This is a genomic window from Allobosea sp. FG18 (assembly GCF_057809495.1).
This window is the reverse complement of the sequence record NZ_JBMDKB010000005.1, coordinates 142,272-167,141: the sequence shown is the minus strand read 5'-3', so window position 1 is coordinate 167,141 and position 24,870 is coordinate 142,272. Positions and strand designations below refer to the sequence as shown.

General features: G+C 67.5%; 25 protein-coding genes. 13 read left to right on the top strand and 12 right to left on the bottom strand.

Annotation, left to right across the window (positions count from 1 at the left end):
* Nucleotides 1-270 precede the first annotated feature (270 nt).
* From ACODTJ_RS07915 to ACODTJ_RS07865, 11 genes are read left to right on the top strand one after another with little or no spacing between them, the layout of a single operon-like run.
* Nucleotides 271-1,803 (top strand): ABC transporter substrate-binding protein, encoded by a 1,533-nt coding sequence (locus ACODTJ_RS07915; protein ID WP_454654729.1) that lies wholly within the window; start codon nucleotides 271-273, stop codon nucleotides 1,801-1,803.
* Nucleotides 1,800-2,756, top strand: coding sequence for an ABC transporter permease (locus ACODTJ_RS07910; RefSeq protein WP_454654730.1), 957 nt, complete (start codon nucleotides 1,800-1,802; stop codon nucleotides 2,754-2,756). The genes ACODTJ_RS07915 and ACODTJ_RS07910 overlap by 4 nt, the downstream gene beginning before the upstream one ends.
* On the top strand, nucleotides 2,753-3,571 hold the full coding sequence (locus ACODTJ_RS07905; RefSeq protein WP_454654731.1) for an ABC transporter permease: 819 nt from the start codon (nucleotides 2,753-2,755) through the stop codon (nucleotides 3,569-3,571). The genes ACODTJ_RS07910 and ACODTJ_RS07905 overlap by 4 nt, the downstream gene beginning before the upstream one ends.
* Before the next feature lie 33 nt (nucleotides 3,572-3,604).
* Nucleotides 3,605-4,429 carry a creatininase family protein gene (locus ACODTJ_RS07900; protein ID WP_454654732.1) on the top strand — a complete coding sequence of 275 codons (825 nt, stop codon included), beginning with the start codon at nucleotides 3,605-3,607 and terminating at the stop codon, nucleotides 4,427-4,429.
* A 54-nt stretch (nucleotides 4,430-4,483) separates the two neighbouring features.
* Nucleotides 4,484-5,539 carry an extracellular solute-binding protein gene (locus tag ACODTJ_RS07895; RefSeq protein ID WP_454654733.1) on the top strand — a complete coding sequence of 352 codons (1,056 nt, stop codon included), beginning with the start codon at nucleotides 4,484-4,486 and terminating at the stop codon, nucleotides 5,537-5,539.
* Nucleotides 5,540-5,549: 10 nt separating this feature from the next.
* Entirely contained in the window at nucleotides 5,550-6,599 is a 1,050-nt protein-coding gene (locus tag ACODTJ_RS07890) for an ABC transporter ATP-binding protein (RefSeq protein ID WP_454654734.1), read from the top strand.
* Nucleotides 6,596-7,438 (top strand): ABC transporter permease, encoded by an 843-nt coding sequence (locus tag ACODTJ_RS07885; protein WP_454654736.1) that lies wholly within the window; start codon nucleotides 6,596-6,598, stop codon nucleotides 7,436-7,438. The genes ACODTJ_RS07890 and ACODTJ_RS07885 overlap by 4 nt, the downstream gene beginning before the upstream one ends.
* Nucleotides 7,435-8,223 carry an ABC transporter permease gene (locus tag ACODTJ_RS07880; RefSeq protein ID WP_454654737.1) on the top strand — a complete coding sequence of 263 codons (789 nt, stop codon included), beginning with the start codon at nucleotides 7,435-7,437 and terminating at the stop codon, nucleotides 8,221-8,223. The genes ACODTJ_RS07885 and ACODTJ_RS07880 overlap by 4 nt, the downstream gene beginning before the upstream one ends.
* Nucleotides 8,224-8,232: 9 nt before the next feature.
* Nucleotides 8,233-8,913, top strand: a complete 681-nt coding sequence (locus tag ACODTJ_RS07875; protein ID WP_454654738.1) for an RraA family protein — start codon at nucleotides 8,233-8,235, stop codon at nucleotides 8,911-8,913.
* Between the two features lie 11 nt (nucleotides 8,914-8,924).
* Nucleotides 8,925-10,601 carry a cephalosporin acylase I gene (locus ACODTJ_RS07870; protein ID WP_454654739.1) on the top strand — a complete coding sequence of 559 codons (1,677 nt, stop codon included), beginning with the start codon at nucleotides 8,925-8,927 and terminating at the stop codon, nucleotides 10,599-10,601.
* Between the two features lie 25 nt (nucleotides 10,602-10,626).
* Entirely contained in the window at nucleotides 10,627-11,592 is a 966-nt protein-coding gene (locus ACODTJ_RS07865) for a 2-hydroxyacid dehydrogenase (RefSeq protein ID WP_454654740.1), read from the top strand.
* A 154-nt stretch (nucleotides 11,593-11,746) separates the two neighbouring features.
* Here the strand turns inward: ACODTJ_RS07865 and ACODTJ_RS07860 are convergent, their stop codons facing one another.
* The 6 genes from ACODTJ_RS07860 to pobA form a co-directional block, all read right to left on the bottom strand.
* Nucleotides 11,747-12,463 (bottom strand): ABC transporter ATP-binding protein, encoded by a 717-nt coding sequence (locus tag ACODTJ_RS07860; protein ID WP_454654741.1) that lies wholly within the window; start codon nucleotides 12,461-12,463, stop codon nucleotides 11,747-11,749.
* Nucleotides 12,450-13,208, bottom strand: a complete 759-nt coding sequence (locus ACODTJ_RS07855) for an ABC transporter ATP-binding protein (protein ID WP_454654743.1) — start codon at nucleotides 13,206-13,208, stop codon at nucleotides 12,450-12,452. Before ACODTJ_RS07855 ends, ACODTJ_RS07860 begins: the two co-directional genes overlap by 14 nt.
* The gene (locus ACODTJ_RS07850) at nucleotides 13,205-14,212 is read right to left on the bottom strand and encodes a branched-chain amino acid ABC transporter permease (RefSeq protein WP_454654745.1); all 1,008 of its coding nucleotides are present in this window, start codon (nucleotides 14,210-14,212) and stop codon (nucleotides 13,205-13,207) included. Before ACODTJ_RS07850 ends, ACODTJ_RS07855 begins: the two co-directional genes overlap by 4 nt.
* A gap of 1 nt (nucleotide 14,213) precedes the next feature.
* Entirely contained in the window at nucleotides 14,214-15,077 is an 864-nt protein-coding gene (locus tag ACODTJ_RS07845; protein ID WP_454654746.1) for a branched-chain amino acid ABC transporter permease, read from the bottom strand.
* Between the two features lie 73 nt (nucleotides 15,078-15,150).
* Nucleotides 15,151-16,344 carry an ABC transporter substrate-binding protein gene (locus ACODTJ_RS07840; protein WP_454654748.1) on the bottom strand — a complete coding sequence of 398 codons (1,194 nt, stop codon included), beginning with the start codon at nucleotides 16,342-16,344 and terminating at the stop codon, nucleotides 15,151-15,153.
* Nucleotides 16,345-16,483: 139 nt separating this feature from the next.
* Entirely contained in the window at nucleotides 16,484-17,656 is a 1,173-nt protein-coding gene (gene pobA / locus ACODTJ_RS07835) for a 4-hydroxybenzoate 3-monooxygenase (protein ID WP_454654749.1), read from the bottom strand.
* A gap of 131 nt (nucleotides 17,657-17,787) precedes the next feature.
* Here pobA and ACODTJ_RS07830 point away from each other — a divergent pair, with 131 nt between their 5' ends.
* A complete protein-coding gene (locus ACODTJ_RS07830) occupies nucleotides 17,788-18,663 on the top strand; it encodes a helix-turn-helix domain-containing protein (protein WP_454654751.1) in 876 nt (291 codons plus the stop codon).
* A gap of 6 nt (nucleotides 18,664-18,669) precedes the next feature.
* Here the strand turns inward: ACODTJ_RS07830 and pcaDC are convergent, their stop codons facing one another.
* The 5 genes from pcaDC to ACODTJ_RS07805 all read right to left on the bottom strand — a co-directional run bounded on the left by pcaDC (nucleotide 18,670) and on the right by ACODTJ_RS07805 (nucleotide 22,978).
* Nucleotides 18,670-19,851 carry a bifunctional 3-oxoadipate enol-lactonase/4-carboxymuconolactone decarboxylase PcaDC gene (gene pcaDC, locus ACODTJ_RS07825; protein WP_454654752.1) on the bottom strand — a complete coding sequence of 394 codons (1,182 nt, stop codon included), beginning with the start codon at nucleotides 19,849-19,851 and terminating at the stop codon, nucleotides 18,670-18,672.
* A 10-nt stretch (nucleotides 19,852-19,861) separates the two neighbouring features.
* Nucleotides 19,862-20,959: a lyase family protein gene (locus ACODTJ_RS07820; protein WP_454654753.1), complete on the bottom strand. Its 1,098-nt coding sequence runs from the start codon at nucleotides 20,957-20,959 to the stop codon at nucleotides 19,862-19,864.
* Between the two features lie 38 nt (nucleotides 20,960-20,997).
* The gene (locus ACODTJ_RS07815; RefSeq protein WP_454654755.1) at nucleotides 20,998-21,660 is read right to left on the bottom strand and encodes a 3-oxoacid CoA-transferase subunit B; all 663 of its coding nucleotides are present in this window, start codon (nucleotides 21,658-21,660) and stop codon (nucleotides 20,998-21,000) included.
* Entirely contained in the window at nucleotides 21,660-22,370 is a 711-nt protein-coding gene (locus ACODTJ_RS07810; RefSeq protein ID WP_454654756.1) for a CoA transferase subunit A, read from the bottom strand. Before ACODTJ_RS07810 ends, ACODTJ_RS07815 begins: the two co-directional genes overlap by 1 nt.
* A gap of 173 nt (nucleotides 22,371-22,543) precedes the next feature.
* Nucleotides 22,544-22,978 carry a PACE efflux transporter gene (locus ACODTJ_RS07805; RefSeq protein WP_454658927.1) on the bottom strand — a complete coding sequence of 145 codons (435 nt, stop codon included), beginning with the start codon at nucleotides 22,976-22,978 and terminating at the stop codon, nucleotides 22,544-22,546.
* A 98-nt stretch (nucleotides 22,979-23,076) separates the two neighbouring features.
* Between ACODTJ_RS07805 and ACODTJ_RS07800 the strand changes: the two genes are divergently transcribed.
* Entirely contained in the window at nucleotides 23,077-23,964 is an 888-nt protein-coding gene (locus tag ACODTJ_RS07800) for a LysR family transcriptional regulator (protein WP_454654757.1), read from the top strand.
* Nucleotides 23,965-23,976: 12 nt separating this feature from the next.
* Here the strand turns inward: ACODTJ_RS07800 and ACODTJ_RS07795 are convergent, their stop codons facing one another.
* Complete coding sequence (locus tag ACODTJ_RS07795) at nucleotides 23,977-24,849, bottom strand: MurR/RpiR family transcriptional regulator (protein WP_454654758.1); 873 nt, start codon at nucleotides 24,847-24,849, stop codon at nucleotides 23,977-23,979.
* Nucleotides 24,850-24,870 lie beyond the last annotated feature (21 nt).

The window sequence follows — 24,870 nt, the reverse complement described above, 5'->3', positions numbered from 1 at the left end:
CAAAAAATCCGCCACGTATACATGACGCATCAAGAGTGTGGCTCATCTGTTCGTCTACAGTGAAGCCGCGCCGGGGAACCGCATGACCGTGCACGCAGCCATCGCGATAGAGAGCCGGAATCCGGGCCATTCGGCCGGATACGCCCGGCCTTGCCGGATCGTTGGCGCGGTTATTGCTCGCATCCGCCCGGCTCCGCCCTTCCCGCCATCGGGACGCGACAGGGCATAACGCCCCGCGGACAGCCGGACCCAGCAGCAGAGGATCAGCCGATGACCATCTCTCGCCGTTCCGTCCTTGGTGCCGGTCTTGCCGGTCCGCTGTTGGCCTCGCCTTTCCTGATCAGCCCCGCGCGAGCGCAGCGCGCCGCCGGCATCATCCGCTACGGCCTCTCGGCCTTCCCGCCGAACCTGCAGCCCTGGGTCTCGACCGGTGCCTCGGCCGGCACCGTCAAGATGCTGATCAACCGCAGCCTCGTCTCCTACGATTCCAAGGGGGAGCTGCGCGGCGAGCTTGCGGAATCCTGGTCGCGCGATGCCGATGGCGCCTGGGTTTTCAAGCTGCGCAAGGGCTGCGTCTTCCATAACGGCGAGCCGGTCACGGCCGACGACGTGAAATGGTCGATCGAGCAGATCGCCGGCGAGAAATCGACCGCCTATATGCGCACGCAGTTCCAGCTGATCGAGCGGGTCGAGATCCCCGATCCGCAGACGGTGCGCCTCGTCACCAAGGAGCCGCAGGTCACGCTGCCGAGCTGGTTCGCCAACTACAACACCTTCATCATCTGGCGGAAATCGAGCGCGAACGAGCCGATCGGCGCGGGTCCCTTCCGCCTCATCGGGCAGGAGCGCGGTACCTCGCTGGAGCTCGCCGCCTTCGACAAGTTCTACAAGCCGGGCATCCCCAAGGCGAAGGGCATCAAGTTCATCGTCTATGCCGACGAGAACCTGCGCAACGCGGCGCTGATCTCCGGTGATGTCGACATGATCGAATACGTGCCGTGGCAGTCGATGGCGACGGTGCAGGCCGATCCGCGCCTCAAGCTCGACACGCAGGAAGGGCCGTTCATGGACGTGCTCTTCAACGGCACCAAGCCGCCGTTCAACGATCCGCGCGTGCGCCGGGCCGTGGCCCACGCCGTGAAGCGCGAGGATATCGTCAAGGTCGCCTTCTTCGGCCGCGGCAAGCCGCTCGAAGGCGTGCCGATCGTCGAAGGCACGCCCTGGTACGACAAGGAGCTGGCGCATGGCTGGAACTACGACCCGGCCCGCTCCAAGGCGCTCCTGACGGAAGCCGGTTACGGCAACGGCTTCCAGACCACGCTGCTCGCCACCGCCCAGTTCGGAATGCACAAGGACACGGCCGAGATCGTCCAGCAATATCTCGCGGCGATCGGCATCCAGGCCGAGTTGCAATTGCCGGACTGGTCGACGCGGGTCAGCCGCGGCACGCGCGGCCAGTACGACATGGCGATCCACGGCGTGTCCTCGGACAACAACGATCCGGACGGGCTGACCGTGGTGCTCGACACCTCGCTCTCGCCGACGCATGGGCGCTCCTTCAAGGTCGATGCGCCGCGCACCATCGCCGCGCTCGCCAAGGGGCGGACGGAATTCGACCAAGCCAAGCGCGTCGAGATCTACAAGGAGATGCAGCGCGCTGCCCTCGAGGAAGTGCCGCTGGTCGGCCTCGCCTGGCGTCAGCAGGGCTATGGCATGGACAAGAGCATCCAGGGCTTCGTCAACCTGCCAGGTGCGCTCTCGAACTCCTCCGGCAACATGCTCGAGGAGACCTATTTCGGATGAGCGCGGCCTGGCTCGGACGGCGGTTTTTCCTGACCCTGGCGATGGCCTGGGTCGTTGCGACGATCGTGTTCCTGGCGCTGCACATGGTGCCGGGGGACCCGGCCGAGCTGCTGCTCTCGACCTCCGGCGCGATGCCCGACCCGGCCACGGTGCAGGAACTGCGCGAGAAGCTCGGGCTCGACCGGCCGATCCTGGTCCAGTATGGCCAGTTCCTGGCGGGGCTGGCGCGTGGCGATCTCGGCGTCTCGCTGGTCGATGACTATCCCGTCATCAAGGAGATCGGGCTCCGGCTGCCGCGCACGCTGGAGCTGATCCTGGCGGGGACGCTGATCGCGCTCGTGGTCGGCGTGCCCTCCGGCGTCTATGCCGCGGTCCATCGCGGCGGCACCTTCGACCGCGTCGCCTCCTGGATCACCGCGCTCTTGCTCGCCGTGCCGGTCTTCGTCGTCGGGACGCTGTTGATTCTGCTGCTGGCGCAGACGCTTCGTTTGATGCCGGCGGGCGGTTTCGTGCCCTTCACGCAGGACCCCGGCCAGCATCTCAAGCTCCTGGCGTTGCCTGCTGTGGCCATCGCCAAGGGACTGGCGGCGGTGCTGTTCCGGATGACGCGCGCCGCGACGCTCGATGCGCTCGCCCATGACTATGTCCGCACGGCGCGGGCCAAGGGGCTGTCGCCGCGGCGGGTTCTCGTCGTTCACGTGCTGCGCAATGCGCTGAACCCGGTCGTCACCGTGCTGGGTCTCCAGATGGGCACGCTGCTCGGCGGCACCGTGCTGGTCGAATACGTCTTCAACTGGCCGGGCCTGTCGACGCCGCTGCTGCGCGCCGTCGAAGGGCGCGACTATCCGATGGTGGTCGGCATCATCCTGACGATCTCGGTGTTGTTCCTGCTCATCAATCTTCTCGTCGAACTGCTGCATGCGGCGATCGACCCCCGGGTGCAGCACGGATGAAGCGGCGCGGCGTCAAACGGCTCCTCCTGCCCGGCAGCATCGTCGCGGTCATCCTGCTCGTCGCGATCGCGGCGCCACTGCTGCCGTTGCCTGATCCGATCCGTCAGGACGTGGCGCGGCGCCTGGCCGGGCCGATGGCCGGCTCCTGGCTCGGGCGCGACGAATTCGGCCGCGACGTGCTCTCGCGATTGGTCTGGGGCGCACGCACCAGCCTGTCCGTCGCCTTCGTCTCGGCGCTGTTCGCCGGGCTCGTCGGCATCACGCTCGGACTGATCGGCGGCTGGGCCCGCAGCTGGGGCGCTTTTCTCACGGTGCGCAGCGTTGAGATCATCATGTGCTTCCCGCCGGTGCTGTTGGCGCTCTTGGTGGTGACGCTGCTCGGGCCGGGCGCCGGGACGCTGATCCTCGTTCTCTCGGTGCTCTACCTGCCCGGCTTCGCACGCGTGACCTATGCCGAGGTGCTGGCGGTCAAGGGGCGCGACTATGTCGAGGCGACACGGGCGCTCGGCGCCAGCCAGTCGCATCTGCTCTTCCGCACCGTGCTGCCGAATATCGCCGGGCCGCTGCTGGTGCAGTTCTCGCTCGCCGTCGCCGCTGCCGTGGTGATCGAGAGCGGCCTGTCCTTCCTGGGACTGGGTGTCGTGCCGCCGGCGCCGTCCTGGGGGCTGATGATCCGTGGCGCGCGCTCGACCATGGAGCAGGCACCGCTGCTGCTGCTCTGGCCCTGCGCCGTGCTGACCCTGACCATCCTCGCCATGAACCTGCTCTGCGACGCGCTGCGCGACATTCTCGACCCGCGCACCAGCGAGCGCTGAAGACCTAAGCCTATACCAAGGAAGGACTACGCCATGGCTACCAAGACCGATCCTCTCGTCCATATGGGCACCATCTCGGGCGGGGAGGCGCGCGAGCTGCTCAAGTCCAACCCCGTCATCCTGCTGCCTATGGGCAGCCATGAGGACCAGGGCCCGCATGCGCCGATGGGCGACTACCTGCTGGCCGAGAAGATCGCCGAACTCGCCGCCTTGCAGGCGACCAAGGCCGGCACGCGCACGCTGGTCGCGCCGGTCCTGCCCTATGGCGGAGCGGACTGGTTCGGTCCGATGATCGGCGGCATCGCCATCTCGCAGGGCACGCTGACCGCGGTCATCGCAGAGATGGTCGACTCGCTGCATCGCAACGGCCTGACCCGGATCATCGTCATCAACGGCCATGGCGGCAATGTCGGGCCGATCTCCGAGGTCGCGCGCGAGCTCTATCAGCGCGAGCGCATCGTGCTGCCGAGCCTTTATCTCTGGCGTATCGCCTACGGTATGCTGCCGGGCATCGTCGGCGCCGAGAAGTCGGCCAAGGTCTCCGGCCATGGCGCCGATCCGCTGACCAGCCTCGGCCTGCACCTCTTCCCCGAGCTGATCCGCAAGGATTTCATCCCGGCTGGCAAGCCGATGAAGCGCGATCCGATCCTCGACCTGCCCTTCACGGGGCTCGGCACCGCGAGCTTCGACGGCGCCGAAGTGGGCATGCCCAACGAATATGACGAGGTCTACCATGACGGCGTCGGCAAGGGCGATCCGACGCTCTGCTCGGCCGAGACCGGTGTGCAGCTGGCCGAGAAGCTGACCGATGTCTGCGCCCGCTTCATCGCCCATTTCGCGTCCAAGATCCCGGCCTGAGCCGAGAATTCGCCAATCAGCCGCCCGAGGCGGCGCCACAGCAGGAGATTTTTCATGCTCACCCGCCGCCTCGTCATCCAGTCCGGCCTCGCGACCATCGCGATGCCGGCCGTCCTCCGGGCGCAGACGCTCTCGGGGCAGATCACGCTGATGTCCTATGCCGGCATCTTCCAGGACAACTACACCAAGGCGGTGATCGAGCCGTTCCTGCAGGCGCATCCCGGCGTGAAGGTGAACTATGTGCCCGGCGGCACCTCGGCCCAGATGGTCGGCAGCGTCCGGGCGCAGAAGGCCGATCCGCAGACCGATGTCGCGATCATGGACGTCACCACCTCCAGCATCGGTAATCTCGAAGGGCTGTTCGAGAAGCTCAGCATTTCCGAGTTCCCGGTGCTGAACGAGCTCCTGCCGGCAGCGCGCGCGGCCGGCGGCGATTTCGGCCCGGCCGTGACCTTCGACCATCTCGTCATCGTGCAGGATGCGGCGCTGAAGCCGCAGATCGCCAAGCTCGCCGATCTCTGGCGGCCTGACCTCAAGGGTCAGATCGCGCTCTCGGCGCCGCCGAACATCCAGGGCCTGGCGCTGACGGCGATGACCGAGAAGATGGAAGGCGGCGACTACCGCAAGTCGATCGACGCCGCGATGAAGAAGCTGAAGGAGCTGGCGCCGAGCGTCACCACCTTCGATCCTAATCCGGACGGCTACTCGCTGATTCTGAACGGCGTGGCCAAGGTCGCGACCGGCTGGAACGCCCGCGCCCAGCTCTATTCCGACCAGACCGGCGGCAAGATCAACGCGCTGCTGCCGCCCGAGGGCTCGGTCTTCCAGATCAACACGATCAATCTCACCGCTGGCTCGAAGAACCGCGCCGCTGCCGCTGCCTTCGTCGCGCATGCGCTGTCGGCGGGCGCGCAGAAGGCCTTCACCGAGCGGATGTTCTACGCCCCGACCAATGCTAAGGCGCAGATCGAAGCCAAGGCGCTGGCGCGCACCGCGGCCTCGCCGGAGAACCTTGCGCGCATGATCCCGGTCGACTGGAACGAGGTCCTGAAGGTGCGCGACCAGTGGAACAACCGCTGGCGGCGCGAAGTGATTACGGCGGCGCGCTGAGCGGAAGACGATGAGCTATCTCGAACTCGCCGGGCTGCAGAAGCGCTACGGCAACTCGGTTGCGGTCGACGAGGTCTCACTGGCGGTGGAGCAGGGCGAATCCGTCGCGCTGCTCGGCCCCTCCGGCTGCGGCAAGACCACGACCCTGCGCATGCTCGCCGGGTTGATCGAGCCGAACCGCGGCACCATGACGCTCGACGGCAACGAGATAACCAAGCTGCCGGCCCATAAGCGCAACATGGGCTATGTCTTCCAGTCCTATGCGCTGTTCCCGCATCTCTCGGTCGGGCGCAACATCGCCTTCGGCCTGGAGGAGCGCGGCGTTTCCCGCGCCGAGATCGCCAAGCGCGTCGAGGAGGGGCTGGCGCTGGTCCGGCTCGGCGGGCTCGGCGAGCGCCGCCCGAAGGAGCTCTCGGGCGGCCAGCAGCAGCGCGTCGCATTGGCCCGTGCGCTGGTGATCCAGCCCTCGGTGCTGCTGCTCGACGAATCCCTGTCCAATCTCGACGCCAAGCTGCGCGATGCGATGCGCCACGAGATCCGCTCGATCCAGCGCTCGCTCGGCATCACCACGCTCTTCGTCACCCACGATCAGGTCGAGGCGCTGACGATGTGCGACCGGATCGCGGTGATGCATCGCGGCCGCATCGCCCAGATCGGCAGCGCCGAGGATATCTACGACCGGCCGGCGACGCGCTTCGTGGCCGAGTTCGTCGGCCGCGCCAACGTGCTGCCGCTGGCGCGCGACGGGCAGGGCCGGGCCACCGTCTGGGGGCAGGCCGTGCCGGTCGAGGCTGCTGATAATGCCGACCTGTTCGTCCGGCCGCAGCGGATGCGGATCGTACCGCTCTCCGAGCCGGCAAGCGGCGATACGGCGCGCCTGACCGGCCGCGTCCTGCGCAGCGTCTTCGTCGGCGACCATGTCGAGGTGCTGGTGGAAGGCACGGATGGGCAGCTCACGGTCGAGATGCCTTCGGGCTCGGCCGCGCAGGCCGAGGGGACCGAGGTCGCGGTCGTCTGGCCGCGCCACGAGAGCCGCGTCTTCGCGCGCGAGGCGTCATGACCGTCTCGCGCCGCCTGCCATTGCTTTTGATCCCGGCGACGCTGTTCCTGCTCGCCATTTATGTCTTGCCGTCGCTCGGGCTGTTCCGCAACGCCTTCAACGAGGTCGGGCCGACCGGAGCTATGGTCGAGGCCTGGTCGCTGGAGACCGCGCGCGCGACCTTCCATGACAGCTTCACCTTCGAACTGACGCTGAACTCGCTCTGGCTTTCGGCGGTGTCGACGCTGATCGCGCTCTGCATGGCCTACCCCGTCTCGCTCTTCCTGTTCCGCACCGATTCCCGCTTTCGCGGGCTGCTCGCGGTCGTCGCGATCATGCCGATGCTGGTCTCCGGCGTGGTGCGCGTCTTCGGCTGGCTCGCCATTCTCGGCGATCGCGGGCTGGTCAACACGACGCTGCAATCGCTTGGCCTGATCTCGACGCCGCTGAAGCTCGTCTTCAACTGGACGGGCGTCACCATCGGCCTCGCCGAGAGCATCATGCCTTATATGATCCTGGCGCTGCTCGCCGGCTTCGGCCGGCTCGACCGCACGCTGGAGGAAGCCGCGCGCTCGCTCGGCGCCTCGCCGTTCCGCACCTTCCGGCGCGTCACGCTGCCGCTCAGCCTGCCGGCGATCGCGCTCGCGGCGGGGCTCGGCTTCGTTTTGTCGATGTCGGCCTATATCACACCCAAGCTCCTCGGCGGTGGGCGCGTCTTCGTGCTGGCGACCGAGATATTCGAGCAGGCGACGACCAACACGAACTGGCCGGTCGCGGCCGTGCTGGCGATCTATACGCTGGTCCTGCTGCTCGCCCTGCTCGTGGTCTCCAATCTGATGGCGCGGAGGCTGCAGCGATGACCGGGGCGGGGCGCGTTCTCTCCAGCTTCGCGGCGCTGGTCTATGTGCTGATCCTGGCGCCGATCGTCGTCGTCGTCATGCTGGCCTTCTCGGCTGATAATTTCATCCTGTTCCCGCCATCCGGCTATTCGCTGCGCTGGTTCAACCAGCTCGCGAGCAACGGGCCGCTGCTGACGGCGCTCTGGCTCAGCGTGCGGATCGCGGCGGTGGTGACGCTGCTGTCGCTCGCGGTCGGTGTGCCCGCTGCGCTTGCTCTGGCGAAGGGCCGCTTCGTCGGCAAGGATGCGCTGACCGGCTTCTTCCTGGCGCCGCTGCTGCTGCCGACGCTGATCACCGGCCTCGCACTGCTGCTGTTCTTCTCGCCGTTGAAGCTGACTGCGACGCTGCCCGGGCTCGTGCTCGGCCATATGACGGTGACCGTGCCCTTCGTGATCAGGATGATGACGACGGCGCTGGCCAACCTGCCGGATGATATCGAGGCTGCCGCGGCAACGCTCGGCGCAACGCCCTGGCGCGTGGTGCGGCGGGTGACGCTGCCTTTGGCGACGCCGGGCCTAATCGCCTGCGCCTGCCTGTCCTTCCTGCTCTCCTTCGACGAGACGGTGATCTCGCTGTTCATCGCCGGCCCGCGTGCCTCGACCCTGCCGGTCGAGATGGTGCGCTATGTCGAAGGGCGCACCGATCCGCTCATCGCGGCCCTGTCCGTGGTGCTTATCGTCGCGACGCTCGCCGTCGTTCTCGTGGTCGAACGCCTGGTCGGCGTCGCCCGTGCCGTAGGGAAATAGGAGATAGAAATGCCCGATTATCGCATCGAAGCCATGCCCGAGCAGCTCCCGGCCGCGCTGGTCGAGAAGCTGCAGAAGGTCGAGACCGCGACCATCGGCCATTCCCAGCACTGGGGCTTCATGGATCGCGGCATCCAGCCGCTGCTGCGTGGCAAGCGCATCGCCGCGGCGGCGGTGACGCTGGCGATCCCCGGCCAGGATTCGACGTTGCTGCACCACACGCTCGGCCTGCTGCGCCCCGGCGACATCCTTGTCGTCGACCGTCTCGGCGACGACAAGCACGCTTGCTGGGGCGGCGGGGTCACCGTCGCGGCGAAGGCAGCCGGCGCTGTCGGCGGCATCGTCGACGGTCCCTGCACCGATCTCACCGAGATCGAGGATTCCGATTTCCCGATGTGGTGCCGCGGCATGTCGCCGATCACCACGCGCCTCTACAATCTCGGCGGCACGCTCAACCTGCCGATCTCCTGCGGCAATGTCCCGGTCAAGGCCGGGGACGTCATCCTCGCCGATGAATCCGGCGTGCTGGTGCTGCCCCGCGCCGAGGCCGAGGCGATCGCGGACGCCGCCATCGCCCGGCAGGAGCGCGGCGAGAAGACGCAGAACCGCGTCAAGCTGGGCGAGAAACTCGGCGACATCTCCGGCGCGACCAAGATGGTGCTCGACGCCATCGCCGCAGCGAAGGGCTGACGAGGCCGATCATGAACGCTTCCGTCTCCGTCCCACGCGTCGCTGATTTCACCTGCGAGAAGAAGCCGGCGAGCGGCTCGCGCGGCATGGTCGTCACCAACCATCCGCTCGCCTCGGCAGCGGGTGCGCAGATCCTGCTCGCCGGCGGCAATGCCATCGACGCGGCTGTCGCCTCGCTCTTCGCGCTGACGGTGGCCGAGCCGATGATGGTCGGTATCCTCGGCGGCGGCCTGAGCCATATCCGGCTCGCCGACGGGCGTCATGTCGTGATCGACAATCTCTCGACCGCGCCGGGCAAGGCGACGGCCGACATGTACGAGTGCCTGTCCGACGAGATCGGCAAGCAGCGCGACACCCGCGACCGCGAGAACGTGGTCGGCGCGAAGGCGGTCGCGGTTCCCGGTGCGCTCAAGGGCTGGTGCGAGGCGCTCGCCCGCTTCGGCACGCTGACGCTGGCCGATGTTCTCCAGCCGGCGATCGGGCTGGCGGAACGCGGCTTCGTCGTCACGCCCTATCTCTCGAACTGCATCACCGACAATGCGGCCGATCTCGCCCGTGATCCCGGCCTTGCGGCGATGCTGCTGCCGGGCGGAAAGCCGCTCCAGCCGGGCATGCGGCTCGTCCAGTCCGACTATGCCGCGAGCCTGAAGCTGATCGCGGTGGAAGGGCCGGAAGCTCTTTACCGCGGCAAGCTCGGCCGCGCGCTGACCGACTACATGGCCGCGAATGGCGGGCTGATCGATCAGGCCGACCTCGCCAATTACCGCATCGAGCTGCGCGAGCCGATCCGGGGTTCCTATCGCGGCTACGAGATCATCGGCCCGCCGCCGCCCTCGTCCTCGGGCGTGCATATCGCGCAGATGCTCAACATCCTCGAAGGCTACGATATCGGCGCGCTCGGCTTCGGCTCGACGGACGCCGTGCATCTGCTGGCAGAGGCGCTGAAGATCGCCTTCGCCGACCGCGCCGTGGCAACGGCCGATCCGGCCTTCGTCAAGGTCCCGGTCGCGAAGCTGATCGACAAGGCCTATGCCGACGAACGCCGCGCGCTCATCGAGATGGGGCAGGCGAAGAGCTGGACGGCCGGGCTCTCCGGCGGCGAATCCGCCGACACCACCCATGTCACCGTCGCGGATGCGATGGGCAATGTCGTCAGCGCGACGCAGACGATCAATGGCTTGTTCGGCGCCTGCGTACAGATCCCCGGCACCGGCATGATCGCCAACAACTACATGTACAATTTCGATCCGCATCCCGGCCGGGCGCTCTCGATCGCGCCGGGCAAGCGGGTCTTCACCTCGATGGCGCCGATGATGGCGGTGAAGGACGGCCGGCTCGCCTTCGCGCTCGGCCTGCCCGGCGCCTTGCGCATCTTCCCCTCGGCCCTGCAGGCGATCGTCAACCTGATCGACCACCGCATGAGTCTGCAGGAAGCCGTCGAGGCGCCGCGCGTCTGGACCGAGGGTGGCGTGCTCGAGCTCGAGGAGGCCATTCCGGAAGCCGTGGCGCAGGCGCTGATCGCTCGTGGCCACAAGGTGGTGCGCTCGCCGCGCGTCGCTGGCGGCATGAACGCCATCGCCTTCAACTCGGACGGCACCCTGACCGGCGCCGCCTGCTGGCGCGCCGACGGCACGCCTGTCGCCATCTCCGGCGGGCTCGCCCGCGCCGGTGCCCGCTTCACCATCTGACCCGATCTTCTGACTGGACCATCCCATGCCCGAGACCATCTGCCTCCTCGACATGACCACGCCCGAGCGGGCCGACCGCCTGCGCGCGTTCCTTCCCGATGGCTTCGTGCTGACCCATGGCACCGCCCGTGGCGACGAGCACATGAAGCAGATCATCGCCGAGGCCGATTACGCGATCTCCGGCCAGGTCGGCGTCTCCGGCGACGTCCTGCGCGCCGCCAAGAAGCTGAAGCTCCTGCATAAATGGGGCGTGGGCTACGACAATATCGATATCGAGACGGCGAAGGAGCTCGGCATCAAGGTGGCGCGCACGACCGGCTCCAATGCGGTCGCCGTCTCCGAATTCGCACTCGGCCTGACGATCTCGACGCTCCGCCTGATCGCCTATGGCAATGCCGAACTGAAGAAGGGCAACTGGCGCACCGGCCAGTTGCCGTCCGACACCTACACGCTCTCCGGCAAGACAGTCGGCATCGTCGGCCTCGGCGCGATCGGCAAGAATGTCGCCAAGCTGCTGAAGGGCTTTGGCTGCACCATCCTCTACAGCAAGCGGACCCCGCTCGATGCCGCCGAGGAGGCGGCGCTCGGCGTGAAGCATGCCTCGATCGACGAGATCCTGACCCAGGCCGACGTCGTCTCGCTGCATTGCCCGCTGACGCCCGAAACCAAGGATCTGATCGACCTCGCGGCGCTCAGGAAGATGAAGAAGACGGCGGTGCTGATCAATTGCGCGCGTGGCGGCGTCGTCAACGAGGCGGACCTCGTCACGGCTCTGCGGGCGAAGGAGATCGCTGGCGCGGCGATGGATGTCTACGAGATCGAGCCGCTGCCGGCGGACAGCCAGCTCCTCACCCTCGACAATCTCGTGACCACGCCGCATCTCGCCGCGATGGCGGCCGATAATTTCGCACCTGTGGTGAAGCGCATGTTCGCGAACATGCAGCATGTCTCGCGCGGCGAGCCGGTGCCGCCGCTCGATCTGGTGGTGTGAGGTTCACGCGTCGTCATTTTACAAGGAAACACGCCGTCATCCCGGGCTGGACCCGGGATCCATGCCGGAGCGCTGCCGCTCAAGGTTCAGGCATGGATCCCGGCTCTACGCTTCGCTCCGGCCGGGATGACCCGCGTTTCCAGGTGCGGCAGATTCAGTGCAGCCCGCCGACGCCGATATAGCGTTCGAGCACGTCGGCATCGGCGCGCAGCGCATCCGGCTTGCCTGACCAGACGATCCGGCCGCGTTCGAGGATGATGACGTCATCTGCGAAGGCGAGGGCGCTTTCCAATCGCTGCTCGACGAAGAGGATGGTCATCGCGCCGCTCGCGGCAAGGCGGCCGAACGCCTCCATCAGCATGTCGCAGATGACCGGCGCGAGGCCTTCAAGCGGTTCGTCGAGCAGCAGGACCGAGGGCTGGCCGAGGATGGTGCGCGCCGTCGCCAGCATCTGCTGCTCGCCGCCGGAGAGCTGGGAGCCGAGATTGCGGCGCCGCTCCCCGAGGCGCGGGAAGAGCGCATAGGCCTCCTCGATCGCCGCGCGCGGGCGGCCCTTCAATCCGGCGAAGAGGTTTTCCTCGACGGTGAGGCTCTTGAAGATCTCGCGGGTCTGCGGGACGAGGCCGATGCCGCCATGGGCGCGGGCCGCCGTGCCGAGCGCGGTGACGTCCTGCCCGCCAAGGCTGATGCTGCCGGCATAGCGGCGGGTCAGCCCCATCAGGCTCGCCATCAGCGTGGTCTTGCCCATGCCGTTGCGGCCGAGGATGGAGAGGCGCCCGCCAGCCGGCACCGAGAACGAGACATCCTCCAGCACATGGGTCTGGCCATAGCCGGCGCTGAGGTTGCGGACGTCGAGATCAGCCGCCGGCATGGGCATAGCTCCCGAGATAGGCTTCGCGGACCTTGGGGTCTTTGGCGACCTCGGCCGGCAGGCCCTGGAAGATGACCTCGCCCGCCGCTAGCACGACGACCCGCTTGGCGAAGCGGAAGACGAGGTCCATGTCGTGCTCGATCATCAGCACGGCGAGCGAGGCCGGCAGGCGGGCCAAGGCCTCCTCGATGCGCGGTGTGTCGCTGGAGGGCACGCCGGCCGCGGGTTCGTCGAGCAGCAGCACCTTGGGGCGTTGCGCCAGGGCGATGGCGATCTCCAGCAGGCGCTGCTGGCCATAGGCGATCGTCGCGACCTTGCAGCGGGCGACCTCGGTCAGGCCGAGCGTGGCGAGGATTTCGGCGGCTTCGTCGGTGGCTTCGGAATCGCCGTGGAAGCGGGCGAGGATGCGCGTCGCCCGGCCGAGACGCTGCAGGATGGTCATCACGACATGCTCTTCCGGCGTCATATCCGGGAAAAGGCGCGTGACCTGGAAGGTGCGGACGAGGCCGCGCCGGACGCGCTTCACGGCACCCAGGCCGGTAATGTCCTCGCCCGCGAGCGTGACACTGCCGGCGCTCGGCGGGATGCGGCCGGTGACGAGGTTGACGAAGGTGGTCTTGCCGGCGCCATTCGGTCCGATCAGGGCGAGGCGCTCGCCCTCGTTCATCGCCAGCGAGATGTCGCTGTTGACCTTGAGCCCGCCGAACGCCTTGGAGAGATGCGAGACCTCGAAGACCGCGCTCATCGGCCGGCCCTCCAGCGGTCGCGGGTCAACATCCGGGCGAGTTCGTCCAACGTGCCGGAAAGTCCGCGCGGGGCGAAGAGCACGATGGCGATCAGCACGGCGCCGACCAGCGTCATCCAGTGGAACGGGTTGATCGCGGCGACGACATGTTCGAGCGCCATGAAGATCACGGTGCCGATCAGCGCGCCGTAGAGATGGCCGATGCCGCCGAGCACCAGCATGACGAGAGCGTTCGCCGAAACCTCGAAGCTCACGCTGTCGAGCCCGACGACCTGGGTCGCGATGGCGGCGAGCGCGCCGCCCATGCCGGCGACGGTGCCTGAGATGACGAACATCTTGAGCAGGACGGGGAAGGCGTAGATGCCGAGCGCGCTGATCCGCAGCGGGTCCTCCTTCAGGCCGCGGCAGACCATGCCGAAGGGGGAGCGCGTGACGAAGCGGAGCACGGCGAAGACGATGAGGAGCAGGCCGAGACCGAAGAGATAGGCGCTGCGACCCCAGAGATCGAACTCGAAAACGCCGAAGAGCGGGGCGGGGCTCATGCCGGAGAGGCCGTCGCTGCCGCCGGTGATCGAGGAGGCCTTGTTGGCGGCTTCGTGCAGGAGCTGGACGATGGCGATCGAGAGCACGAGCTGCGGCAGACCATGGGCGCGCAGCATGATCGCACCCATCAGGAGCCCCATGATTGCTCCGGCCCCCGCACCGATCAGGATCAGCAGGACGGGGTCGGTGATGCCATGGACGCAGGCGATGCCGGCGGCATAGGCGCCGGCGCCATAGAGCGCGCCCTGGCCGAGCGAGGCGACGCCGCAATAGCCCACGATCAGGTCGAGCGAGAGCACGAGCAGCGCGACCGAGATCACACGGGTCAGGAAGGCGAGGTTGTCGGGAAAGAGCCAGTAGCCGGCAAGGCCGACGAGCGCGATCAGGGCGAGGCCGAGAAGGTCGCGACCGACGGTGCGGCTGGCGGATGCGGTCATTGGCATGGACGTTGCGGGTGCCATGCTACTGCGCCCGTCCCATCAGACCGCGCGGGAAGGCGCAGACCACCAGGATCACCGCGAGATAGAAGAAGAAATTGCCGAAATCCGGCACGAGATAGCGCGCGGTGACGTCGATGGCGCCAAGCAGCAGGCAGGCGGCGAGCGCGCCGGGAATCGAGCCCGCGCCGCCGACGGAGACGACGACGAGGAAGGTCACCATGTAGCGCAGCGCATAATAGGGCTCGATCGGCAGGAACTCGGCGCCGACCACGCCGCCGAAGGCCGCGAGCCCGATCGCCAGCGCGAAGCTCGCGGCATAGATGATCTCGGTGCGGATGCCGAGCGTGCGGGCCATCGGCGCGTTCTCGACCGCGGCGCGCAGATGGATGCCGAAGCCGGTGCGCTCGATCAGGAACCACAGGCCGCCGGCGACGACGAGGCCGCTCGCAATGACGAAGAGCCGGTGGCCGGCGATGCTGCGGAAGCCGAGATCGACGGAGCGGGCCAATTCCGCCGGCAGGGGAATGGTCTTGAGCGTCGGGCCGAAGAAATAATTGGTGATGCCGATGACGCAGAAGGTGATGCCGATCGTCATCAGCACCTGCGAGAGCTCGCTGCGATCGTAGATGCGGCGATAGAGCAGGCGCTCCAGCGGCACGGCGATGATGATCGTGCCGATCACGGCCAGCGCGATGCCGAAACCGTAGCCGAGGCCGAGATCGCGCGCGGCATAGGAGGCGATGTAGCCGCCGATCATGGCGAAGGCGCCATGGGCGAGGTTGACCACCCGCATCAGGCCCATGGTCAGCGACAGGCCGATGCAGATGATGAACAGCGCCATGCCATAGGCCAGCGCATCCACGGCAATGCTCAGCGCGGTCTGCATGCTGCGGGCCTCGTCGAACGGGAGCGGAAGGCGGGAGCTTGTGCGCTCCCGCCGCGTTTCAGGCTTAAAGCCGTTACTTCGTCAGGCCGGAATCCTTCTGCTCCGGCACGCTGGCGATCTCCTTGTTGATCCAGCGGCCCTGCGCATCCTTCGCGACTTCGCGCAGGTAGATCGTTTGGGTGATGTGGCGGGTCTCGGGATCGATCTTGACCGGGCCGCGCGGGCTCTCCCAACCGAGACCCTTCACCGCCTCGACCGCCTTCTCGGCGTCCTGCTTGCCGGCGGTGGCGGCGATCATCTTGGAGATCACGAACATCCCGTCATAGGCGCCGACCGCGGGGAAGGAGACGAGGTCGGGCGCGCCGATCGCCTTCTCGGCGGCAGCGACGAAGCGCTTGTTGATCTCGGAATCATGCGAGACCGCGTAGTGGAACGAGGTGATCAGGCCGGCGGCCGCCTCGCCCAGAGCCGGCAGGTCCGATTCCTGGGTCAGGTCGCCCGGCGCGAAGAGCTTGACGCCCGCCTTCTTCAGGCCGGTATCGCTGAAGGCCTTGACGAAGCCGAGCGTCGGCGGGCCCGACGGCAGGAAGGCGAAGACGCCCTCGGCCCCGGCATCGCGGATGCGCTGCATGATCGGGCTGAACTCGGTGGTGTTCAGGGGAATGCGGATCGCTTCCTTGACCTCGCCGCCGGCCGCTTCGATCGCTTTCTTGAAGGCGCCTTCGGCATCGACGCCCGGGCCGTAATCGCTGACGATCGAGACGAATTTCTTGACGCCGCGCTCCACCGCCGCCTTGCCGAGCGGCGTCGTGGTCTGGGACAGGGTGAAGGAGGTGCGCACCACCAGCGGCGAGGAAGTCATGATCGCCGAGGTCGCGGCGTTGAAGATCACCAGCGGGACATTGCCCTGCTTCAAGAGCGGGGTGATCGCCATCGCGTCCGGCGTGAAATAGACGCCGCCGAGATATTGCACCTTGTCGCGGACGATCAGCTCCTGCGCCAGCGCGCGGGCCTGCTGCGGATTGGCGGTGGGCAGGTCGCGATAGACCAGTTCGATATCGTGGCCGGCGACGGTCTTGCCGTTCTGCGCGAGCCAAGCTTCGGCTCCGGCCTGGAAGTTCTTGCCCTGCAGGGCGAAGGGGCCGGAGAACGGCCCGATGATGCCGACCTTGATCGTGTCCGCCATGGCGGAAGCGCCAAGCGTGAGCGCTCCGGCGAGGGCCAGCGCGCCGGCCGGCAGCAACCTGTTCAGGAAACCCTTGGTCATTCCATCTCCTCCCGATCCTGCCTGCGATCCCGCAAATGGCTTGCGTGGGTCGAAGCTCTAGCTGCTCGGGCCGGTCGCCGCCATGGCGCCGTACCTCTTGTTGTCACCAACGCAATTTTCTGCCGCGAGGGCAATGCCCTCAATAGGGCAGGCCGACATAGTTCTCGGCGACGGCGGTGGCCGCCGCGCGGGAATGGACGAGGTAGTCGAACTCCGCCTGCTGGATGCGCTGGTCGAAGCCGTCCCGCTCCGGGAAGCGATGCAGCAGGTTGGTCATCCACCAGGAGAAGCGCTCGGCCTTCCAGACGCGGGCGAGCGCGCGCGCCGAATAGCCGTCGAGCCCGGCATTCGAACTCTCGCGATAGTGCTCGCGGAAGGCGTCGAAGAGATAGCGGATGTCGCTTGCGGCGAGGTTGAGCCCCTTGGCGCCGGTCGGCGGCACGATATGGGCGGCGTCGCCGGCAAGGAAGAGCCGGCCGAAGCGCATCGGCTCGGCAACGAAAGAGCGCAGCGGCGCGATGCTCTTCTCCAGCGAGGGGCCGGTCTGCACGGCATCGGCGATCTCGGCCGGCAGGCGGCGGCGCAACTCGTCGAAGAAGGCGTCGTCGGACCAGTTTCCGACCTTCTCCTCCAGCGGGACCTGGACATAGTAGCGGCTGCGCCCGGCCGAGCGCATCGAGCACAAGGCGAAGCCGCGCTCGTGATTGGCATAGACCAGTTCATGCGCAGCCGGCGGCCGGTCGACCAGCAGGCCGAGCCAGCCGAACGGGTAGACGCGCTCGAAGGTCTGCAAGGCGCTGGCCGGGACCGAGGCCCGCGAGACACCGTGATAGCCATCGCAGCCGGCGATGAAATCGCAATGCAGCTCCTGCTCCTGCCCGTTCGCCCGAAAGGTTACGCGCGGCGCGGCACCGTCGAAATCGTGAAGCGCGACGTTCTCGGCCTCGTAGATCGTGGGGCGGTCGAGCGCATGGCGGGCCGCGATCAGGTCGCGCGTCACTTCGGTCTGGCCGTAGACGGTGACCGTCTTGCCGCCGCTGAGCTCTTTCAAATCGAGGCGATGAAGCGCGCCGCCGAAGGCAAGCGAGAAGCCGTCATGGACCAAGCCCTCATGATCCAGCCGCTCGCCGACGCCGGCCTCGTGCAGGAGGTCGACCATGCCCTGCTCGAGCACGCCGGCGCGGATGCGTGACAGCACATAGTCGGCGCTGCGCCGTTCGAGGATGACGTTGTCGATGCCGGCGCGCGACAGGAGCTGCCCGAGCAGCAATCCTGCGGGCCCCGCGCCGATGATGGCGACCTGCGTCCGCATTGTTCTTCTTTGCCTCCCGCGAAGCGACGGTTTGCACCGTTCGATCCGCAGGCCGATGCTAACGCTTTCACTGGCGTTGACGGAATGGAGGATTCGCGCATTGTCTTGGACAAATCAATCGCGAGTGCGACATGCCCGGCAGAAGCGTCCCCGCCTATTGGCTCTATGGCGAGCGCCTGACGGAGCGCTTTCCGGACGCGCTGCATATCGAGCCGATCGTGGCGCGCAGCTCCCTGCATGGCTGGACGATCCAGCCGCATATGCATCACGATCTCTTCCAGTTCTTCCTGGTCACAGCGGGGGGAGGGCGCACGCGCGTGGATGGGCGCGAGTACGCCCTGTCGCCCGGTTCGGTGCTGCTGCTGCCGCCCTCGACGATCCATGAATTCGCCTTCCTCGACGATACCGACGGCTTCGTCGCCAGCGCGGCCGCGACCTCTTTGAGGCGCCTGTTCGCCAGCGACCCGGAGGCGCGCGCGCTCCTCGGCAGCGCGGCTGTGCTGCATGTGCCGGTGGGTGGGGGGCACTATGCCGGGCTCGATGCGACGCTCCGGCTGGCAATGAGCGAATTCGCGGCCAATCGGCCGGTGCGGGAATTCTCGCTCGGCGCCTATGCCGACCTGATCGCAGCCTGGTTCGTGCGGGCGATGCGTGGGGCGCGGGCGGTGGCGGAGCCGGCGCGGGATGCGCGGGCCGATCTCGTCCACCGCTTCGTCGAGCAGGTTGAGACGCGCTTCCAGCATCATGATGCGCTGACGGATTATGCGCGGACGCTCGGCACTTCGGTGCCGCATCTCTCGCGCTCGTGCCGGGAGCTGCTCGGCCGCTCTGCCGCGCGGGTGATCCAGGACCGATTGATGATCGAGGCGCGGCGTGATCTCGTCTACACGTCGATGTCGATCTCGCGGATATCGTTCCGGCTGGGCTTTGCCGATCCCGCTTATTTCTCGCGATTCTTCGCCAAGCGGGCGGGCGTGTCGCCCTCGGATTACCGGGCGAAGGCCTGAGGCCGCTTATCCGGCCGCCTCGATGTCCTTCATCACGGCAGCGGCTTCAGCGAAGGCGGTGTTGCCGGCGGGGACGCCGGCATAGATCGCCGTCTGCATCAGCACCTCCTTGAGGTCGTCGCGGGTGAATCCGCCACGCGTCAGCCCGGCGCGGACATGCAGGCGGAACTCCTCCCAGCGGCCGAGGCTCGCGGTGATCGCCAGCACGAGCAGCCGGCGCGTGCGGTCGTCGAGGCCGGGCCGGCTCCAGATTTCCTGCCAGGCGATGCGGGTGATCATCGCCTGGAATTCGGCATTGAAGGGTGTGCGGTTGGCGAGCGAGCGGTCGACCCAGGCATCGCCGAGCACGCGGCGGCGGTTCTTGAGGCCTGCCTCGAACAGGGTTTCTGCCGCATCCTGAGTATCCGGGCCGGGGGAGAGGAAGGCGCGCAGGGCGCCGGCCAGGGCCGCGGGGGCTTCGAGCGGCGCGAGATGGCCGCAATCGAGCCGTTCCAGCGCGGCGCCGGGGATGGCCGCGACGAGGTTCTCGCCATGGCCGGTGAAGGGGGTCGAGGCGTCGCGCTCGCCGACGACGATCAGCGTCGGGCAAGCGAGCACGGGGATGCGGCCAATCAGCTCCATGTCGCGGATCGCGGCGCCGGCTCCGGCATAGCCCTCGTCGGCCATGGCAATAAGGTTGCGGCGGACACTCTCCGCCACTGCCGGCTGCCCCGCCGTGAAGGCCGGCGACAGGAAACGCTGCATGGCGAGATCGGCGATTGCGGCGGTGCCGCCAGCGCGAACCTTGCTGATCCGGTCCTGCCAGGCCGCCTTATCCATGGTGGCGGAGGTGCAGATCAGCGCCAGCGCCGAGACACGCGCTGGCCGGGCCAGAGCCAGCTCCATCGCGATCATGCCGCCGAGCGAGACGCCGGCTACCGCAGCTTGCGCGATCCCGGCTGCGTCCATGACGGCGGCGACATCATCCGCGAGCATGGCGAGCGTGTAATCGCCGTCTGGTGCGTCGGAGGCGCCGTGGCCGCGCGTGTCGAGACGCAGCACGCGGAAAGCCCCGAGCAGGGCGGGCATGGCTGCGTCCCATAAGCCGAGATCGGTCCCGATCGAGTTGAGCAGGACGAGCGCGGGCTTGTCGTCGGTGCCTTCCAGCTTCCAGTAGATGCGGGCGCCGTTGCTCGTCGCGAAAGGCATCGAGGGTTCCTCAGTCGTGCTGGGCGAGCAGCGCGGCAACCAGCGTCGCGCTTTCACCGATATTGTTGCCGAGGCCGGCCGCCGCGAGATTGCGGGCGATGGCGGCCTCGTCGATCTCGAGCCCTTCCGCGACCGTGGCCATGGCCTCAGTCGCGCCGGCCGCAAGCAGGAAAAGCTCGGCGAGCGCCGGGCCTTCCGCCTGCCAGCCACCGAGACCGCGTTCCTGCTCGGCGGGCAGACCAGCGAGGATGCCGGCGACGAGGCCGGGCGCGCGCAGGCTGGCGGAGAGAGCGACCTGGCAGCCGGTCGGATTGCGCTTATGAGCCATGGCGGAGGAGCCGCCACGGCCGGGAATGGCGGGCTCGCGGGCTTCGGCGATGCCGTTCTGTGCGAGAAGCGAGACGTCGCGCGCCATCTTGCCGAGCGCGCCGATTGCGATCGCGATCGCCGTCGCGATGCCGGCGATGCCGCCGCGGCGCGCATGCCAGGGCGGTGCGTCGGGAAGACCTAGCGCGGCGGCAAGACGGGCGGAGACGGCTGCCGCCTTGTCGTCGAGACTGGCGCGAGAACCGGCCGCGCCGCCGAATTGCAGTGTGGCACCTGCCTCGACCTCGCGGCGCAGGCGGGTTGCGGCTTCCGCGATGCCGGCCTGCCAATGCGCGAGGCGCAGGCCGAAGCCGATCGGCAGCGCATCCTGCAACAGCGTGCGGCCGATGGCCGGAGTTGCGGCATGGCGCCGGGCGAGGACGGCAAGCGCCGTCGTGATGCGGGTCAGGTCTGCGTCGAGCAGGCCGCTCGCGGCGCGGATCTGGCAAGCCAGGACGGTGTCGGCGACATCCTGGCTGGTGGCGCCCTTGTGCAGGGCTTTTGCGGCGTCACCGCTCAGGGCGGCACGCAGACGCGCCACCAGCGGGATCGCCAGTGTGCCGGCGAGCGCCGCTTCCTCCGCCAGTTCGGCGGGGTCGATCGTGATCGAAGCGCAGAGTGCGGCGATCGCTTCGGCCGCCTCGGTGCCGATCAGGCCCTCGGCTGCCTCGGCGCGCGCGAGTTCGGCCTCGAAGGCGAGGGCATGGCGCAACGTGGCCGCGTCCGAGAACGCGGCCAGCATCGCGTGAGTCGTCGCGGGCCGCGTGCGTAGAAGCCCGCTCACGCGGCCTTTGCGAGGCTTGGCGCGACGGCGAAGGCGGCCTGCGTCTTGGCCTTGACCTCGTCGAGGCTGACGCCGGGGGCGAGCTCGACCAGGGTGAGCCCGCCGCCATTGGCCTTGTCGCAGGTCATCACGCAGAGATCGGTGATGATCATGTCGACCACGCCCGCGCCCGTCAGCGGCAGCGAGCAGCGCTCCAGCACCTTGGATTCGCCGGCCTTGTTGGCGTGGTCCATCACGACGATGACCTTCTTGACGCCGGCGACGAGGTCCATCGCGCCGCCCATGCCCTTCACCATCTTGCCGGGGATGGTCCAGTTGGCGATGTCGCCATTTTCAGCCACTTCCATGGCGCCGAGAATGGTCAGGTCGATATGGCCGCCGCGGATCATCGCGAAGCTATCGGCCGAGGAGAAGAAGCTCGAGCTCGGCAGGATCGTGATCGTCTGCTTGCCGGCATTGATCAGGTCGGGATCGGCCTCGCCCTCGTAGGGGAAGGGACCGATGCCGAGCAGGCCGTTTTCGGATTGCAGCGTCACGTCCACGCCTTCGGGGATGTAGTTCGCCACCAGCGTCGGAATACCGATGCCGAGATTGACGTAGAAGCCGTCCCTGAGCTCCTTGGCCGCGCGCGCGGCGACCTCTTCGCGGGTCCAGGCCATCAGGCTGCCTCCCTCTTGCGCTCGGTCAGCTTCTCGATGCGCTTCTCGTTGATCGTGCTCTTGATGACGCGGTCGACATAGATGCCGGGGGTGTGGATCGCCTCGGGGTCGAGCGAGCCGACCGGGACGATCTCCTCAACCTCGGCCACGGTCACCTTGCCGGCGGTCGCCATGTTCGGATTGAAGTTCCGCGCGGTCTTCCGATAGACGAGATTGCCGGCGGTATCGGCCTTCCAGGCCTTGACGATGGCGATATCGGCGCGCAGCCAGGTCTCGCGGACATAGAGCTGGCCCTCGAATTCCTCGACCGGCTTGCCCTCGGCGACGACGGTGCCGACGCCGGTCTTGGTGTAGAAGGCCGGAATGCCGGCGCCGCCGGCGCGGATGCGCTCGGCCAGCGTGCCCTGCGGGTTCAGCTCAAGTTCCAGCTCGCCAGCCAGGTATTGCTGCTCGAACAATTTGTTCTCGCCGACATAGGACGCGATCATCTTCTTGATCTGGCGGCTCTGCAGCAGCATCCAAAGGCCGAAGCCGTCGGCGCCGGCATTGTTCGAGATCACGGTGATGTTCTTCACGCCGGAATCGCGGATCTGCGGGATCAGGCTCTCCGGGTTGCCCGACAGGCCGAAGCCGCCCGACATGATCGTCATTCCGTCGAAGAGCAGCCCTTCCAGCGCAGCCGCCGGGCCGTCATAGATCTTACCTGTCATCGTTCCTCCCAAGGCGCGGCCTGCTGCCGCGACATGCATTCGCGCCGAGACGGGCGGGCCGCCCCGGGGGTTCCGGCGCGATCAGAATACGAACGCGGGAGAATGTCCATCGTCACGACGCAAGCGCGGCATGGCCTTTTCGCAATCGCGATGTATCCCGCTCAGCGAGCGTTTCAGGCGATCGCCATTTGCTCATTGCCCGAGACCGGAAAGACCCGGTCATAGGCCAGATTAAAGAGGAAGGCGTAGACCACGTAGAAAACCACGATTGCGAGGTCCATTACGAAGGTCTGCCACAGACCCATGCCGAGATACCAGGCCATCGGCGGCAGCAGCAGGACCAGCAACCCGCCTTCGAACAGCAGCGCGTGCAGCACGCGCAGCCCCAGGCTCTTGCGGGTGTGGCCGGCGAAGCGAAGCATCGCGTGGTCGAAGCCGAGATTGAAGACGAAGTTCCAGAGCGTCGCGACGGTGGCCGAGCCGACGCCGATCACCCCCATATGGGTCGCCGGCAGGTTGAAGAGCATGGCGCCGCCGGGGATCACCAGCGCCAGCCCGATCACCTCGAACATCACCGTATGGCGAATCCGGTCGGGGAAGGAGCGCATGGACATTCGAAACACCTGTCGTCTGATCTTGTTGACGCGCTGCCTTCTATCGCCAAAACTGGATGATTCAAGTTAGGTCGCATCTGGATACAAGATAGATGAATCTCTCCTTCGAGCAGCTCGAAGCCTTCGTCGCAGCGGCCGAACAGGGCTCCTTCTCGGCGGCGGGGCGGGCATTGCGCAAGGCGCAGTCGGCGATCAGCACACAGGTCGCCAACCTTGAGGAGGACCTCGGCGTCGCGCTGTTCAGCCGGGCCGGGCGCAATCCGGTGCTGACCGTGGCGGGCGAGCGCCTGCTTCGCGAGGCGAAGGTGATCCTGGACCGTCGCGCGCATCTGATCGGCGTCGCCAGCAGCTTCGAGAGTCATGTCGAGACGCGGCTCGTCGTCGCCATCGACGAACTCTATCCCGAGCATCTGCTCGGCACGCTCTTCGCCGATTTCGCGCGGCATTTTCCGCATGTCGAGCTGGAGCTGCTGTTCCCGCTGATGGAGGATGTCAGCCAGCTCGTGCTCGCTGGGCAGGCCGATATCGGGGTGATGTGGCGCCAGGAGGCGCTGCCGCCGGAACTCGGCTTCCAGACGGTCGGCTGGGTGCCGATCAAGCTCGTCTGCGGCAAGGGCCATCCGCTGGCCGGCACCCGCGTCGACTGGGAGGAGCTGAAGCGCCATCGCCAGATCCTCGTCGCGGCGCGCGGCGATGGGCCGGAGAAGCAGCGCCTGCGCGTTGCCGCCGAGGTGTGGTGGGTCGAGAGCCACTGGGTGATCCTGCAACTGGTCAAACAGGGCATCGGCTGGGCCTTCGTCTCCAGCTATGTCATCGCGAATTCGCCGGTGACGGCCGATCTGGTGACGCCCGATCTCCAGTTCGACGATTTCGACCTGCCGGTGGCGCTGGAAATGGTCTGGCACAAGCAGCGCCCCTGCGGGCCGGCGGCACGCTGGCTGCGCGAGCGCTTCGCATCGGCACGCATCGGGGCGGCGTGAGCCTCCGGCGACCTATTGGTGGAAGGTCCAGAGCAGGCTTTCGCTGAGCTCCTTGAGCGCCTCGACCGCATCCGGCCGCTCGCGTGCGACGGCGGCGATGAGCGCATCCGCGAGGGCGAAGACCGCGGTCGGCGAGTTCGGCAGCAGGCGGCTGCGGGCCGGAGCAAAGAGGGTGACGTCGGCGGCGGGGGCGAGCGGCGAGGTCGGGCTGTCGGTCAGGGCGAGCAGCGAAGCGCCGCGCTTCTTGGCGAAGGTCGCGAGGTCCAGCGTGGCGCGGGAATAGCGCGGCACCGAGATCGCGACGACGAGATCGTCGGGCCTCGCCGACATCATGTGCCGGATGGCACGTTCCGGGCCGGTGCGCGATGACGCGAAGATCACATCGGCATCGAGATAGAGCGCGAGCCCGTCCTCCAGGAAGGAGGCGACATGGTGGCTGGCGCCGGAGGCGGCGATGAAGACGCGCGGCGCCTTCAGCAGCAATTCGACGGCCTTCGTCACGGAAGCCTCGTCGAGCCCGTCGCGAGCCTCCTGGAGATTGGCGTTCTGGTCGGCGAGGGCGGCGGTGAAGGTCGCAAAGGTCGAGCCGGCGGCGGAGCGGGCGCCGGCGAAGCTGTCGACCGGGTCATGGGCAAATTTCAGGGCGGCGGAAAGCCCGCTGCGGAACTCGCTGTAGTTGGCGTAGCCGAGCGCCCTGACAAAGCGCGTGACCGTCGCGTTGGAGGTGCCGCTGCCATCGGCCAGCCCCTCGATCGTCATGGTCGCGACGTCGAGCGGGTGCTGCAGCACGAAGTCGGCGGCGCGGCGATGGCCGTTGCTGAGCGAGGGGTAGATCTGGGCGATCCGGTTCGAAAGATCCGTCGTCGGCTTCAGGCCCTGTGACATGCGCGGCTACCCGATTGACGT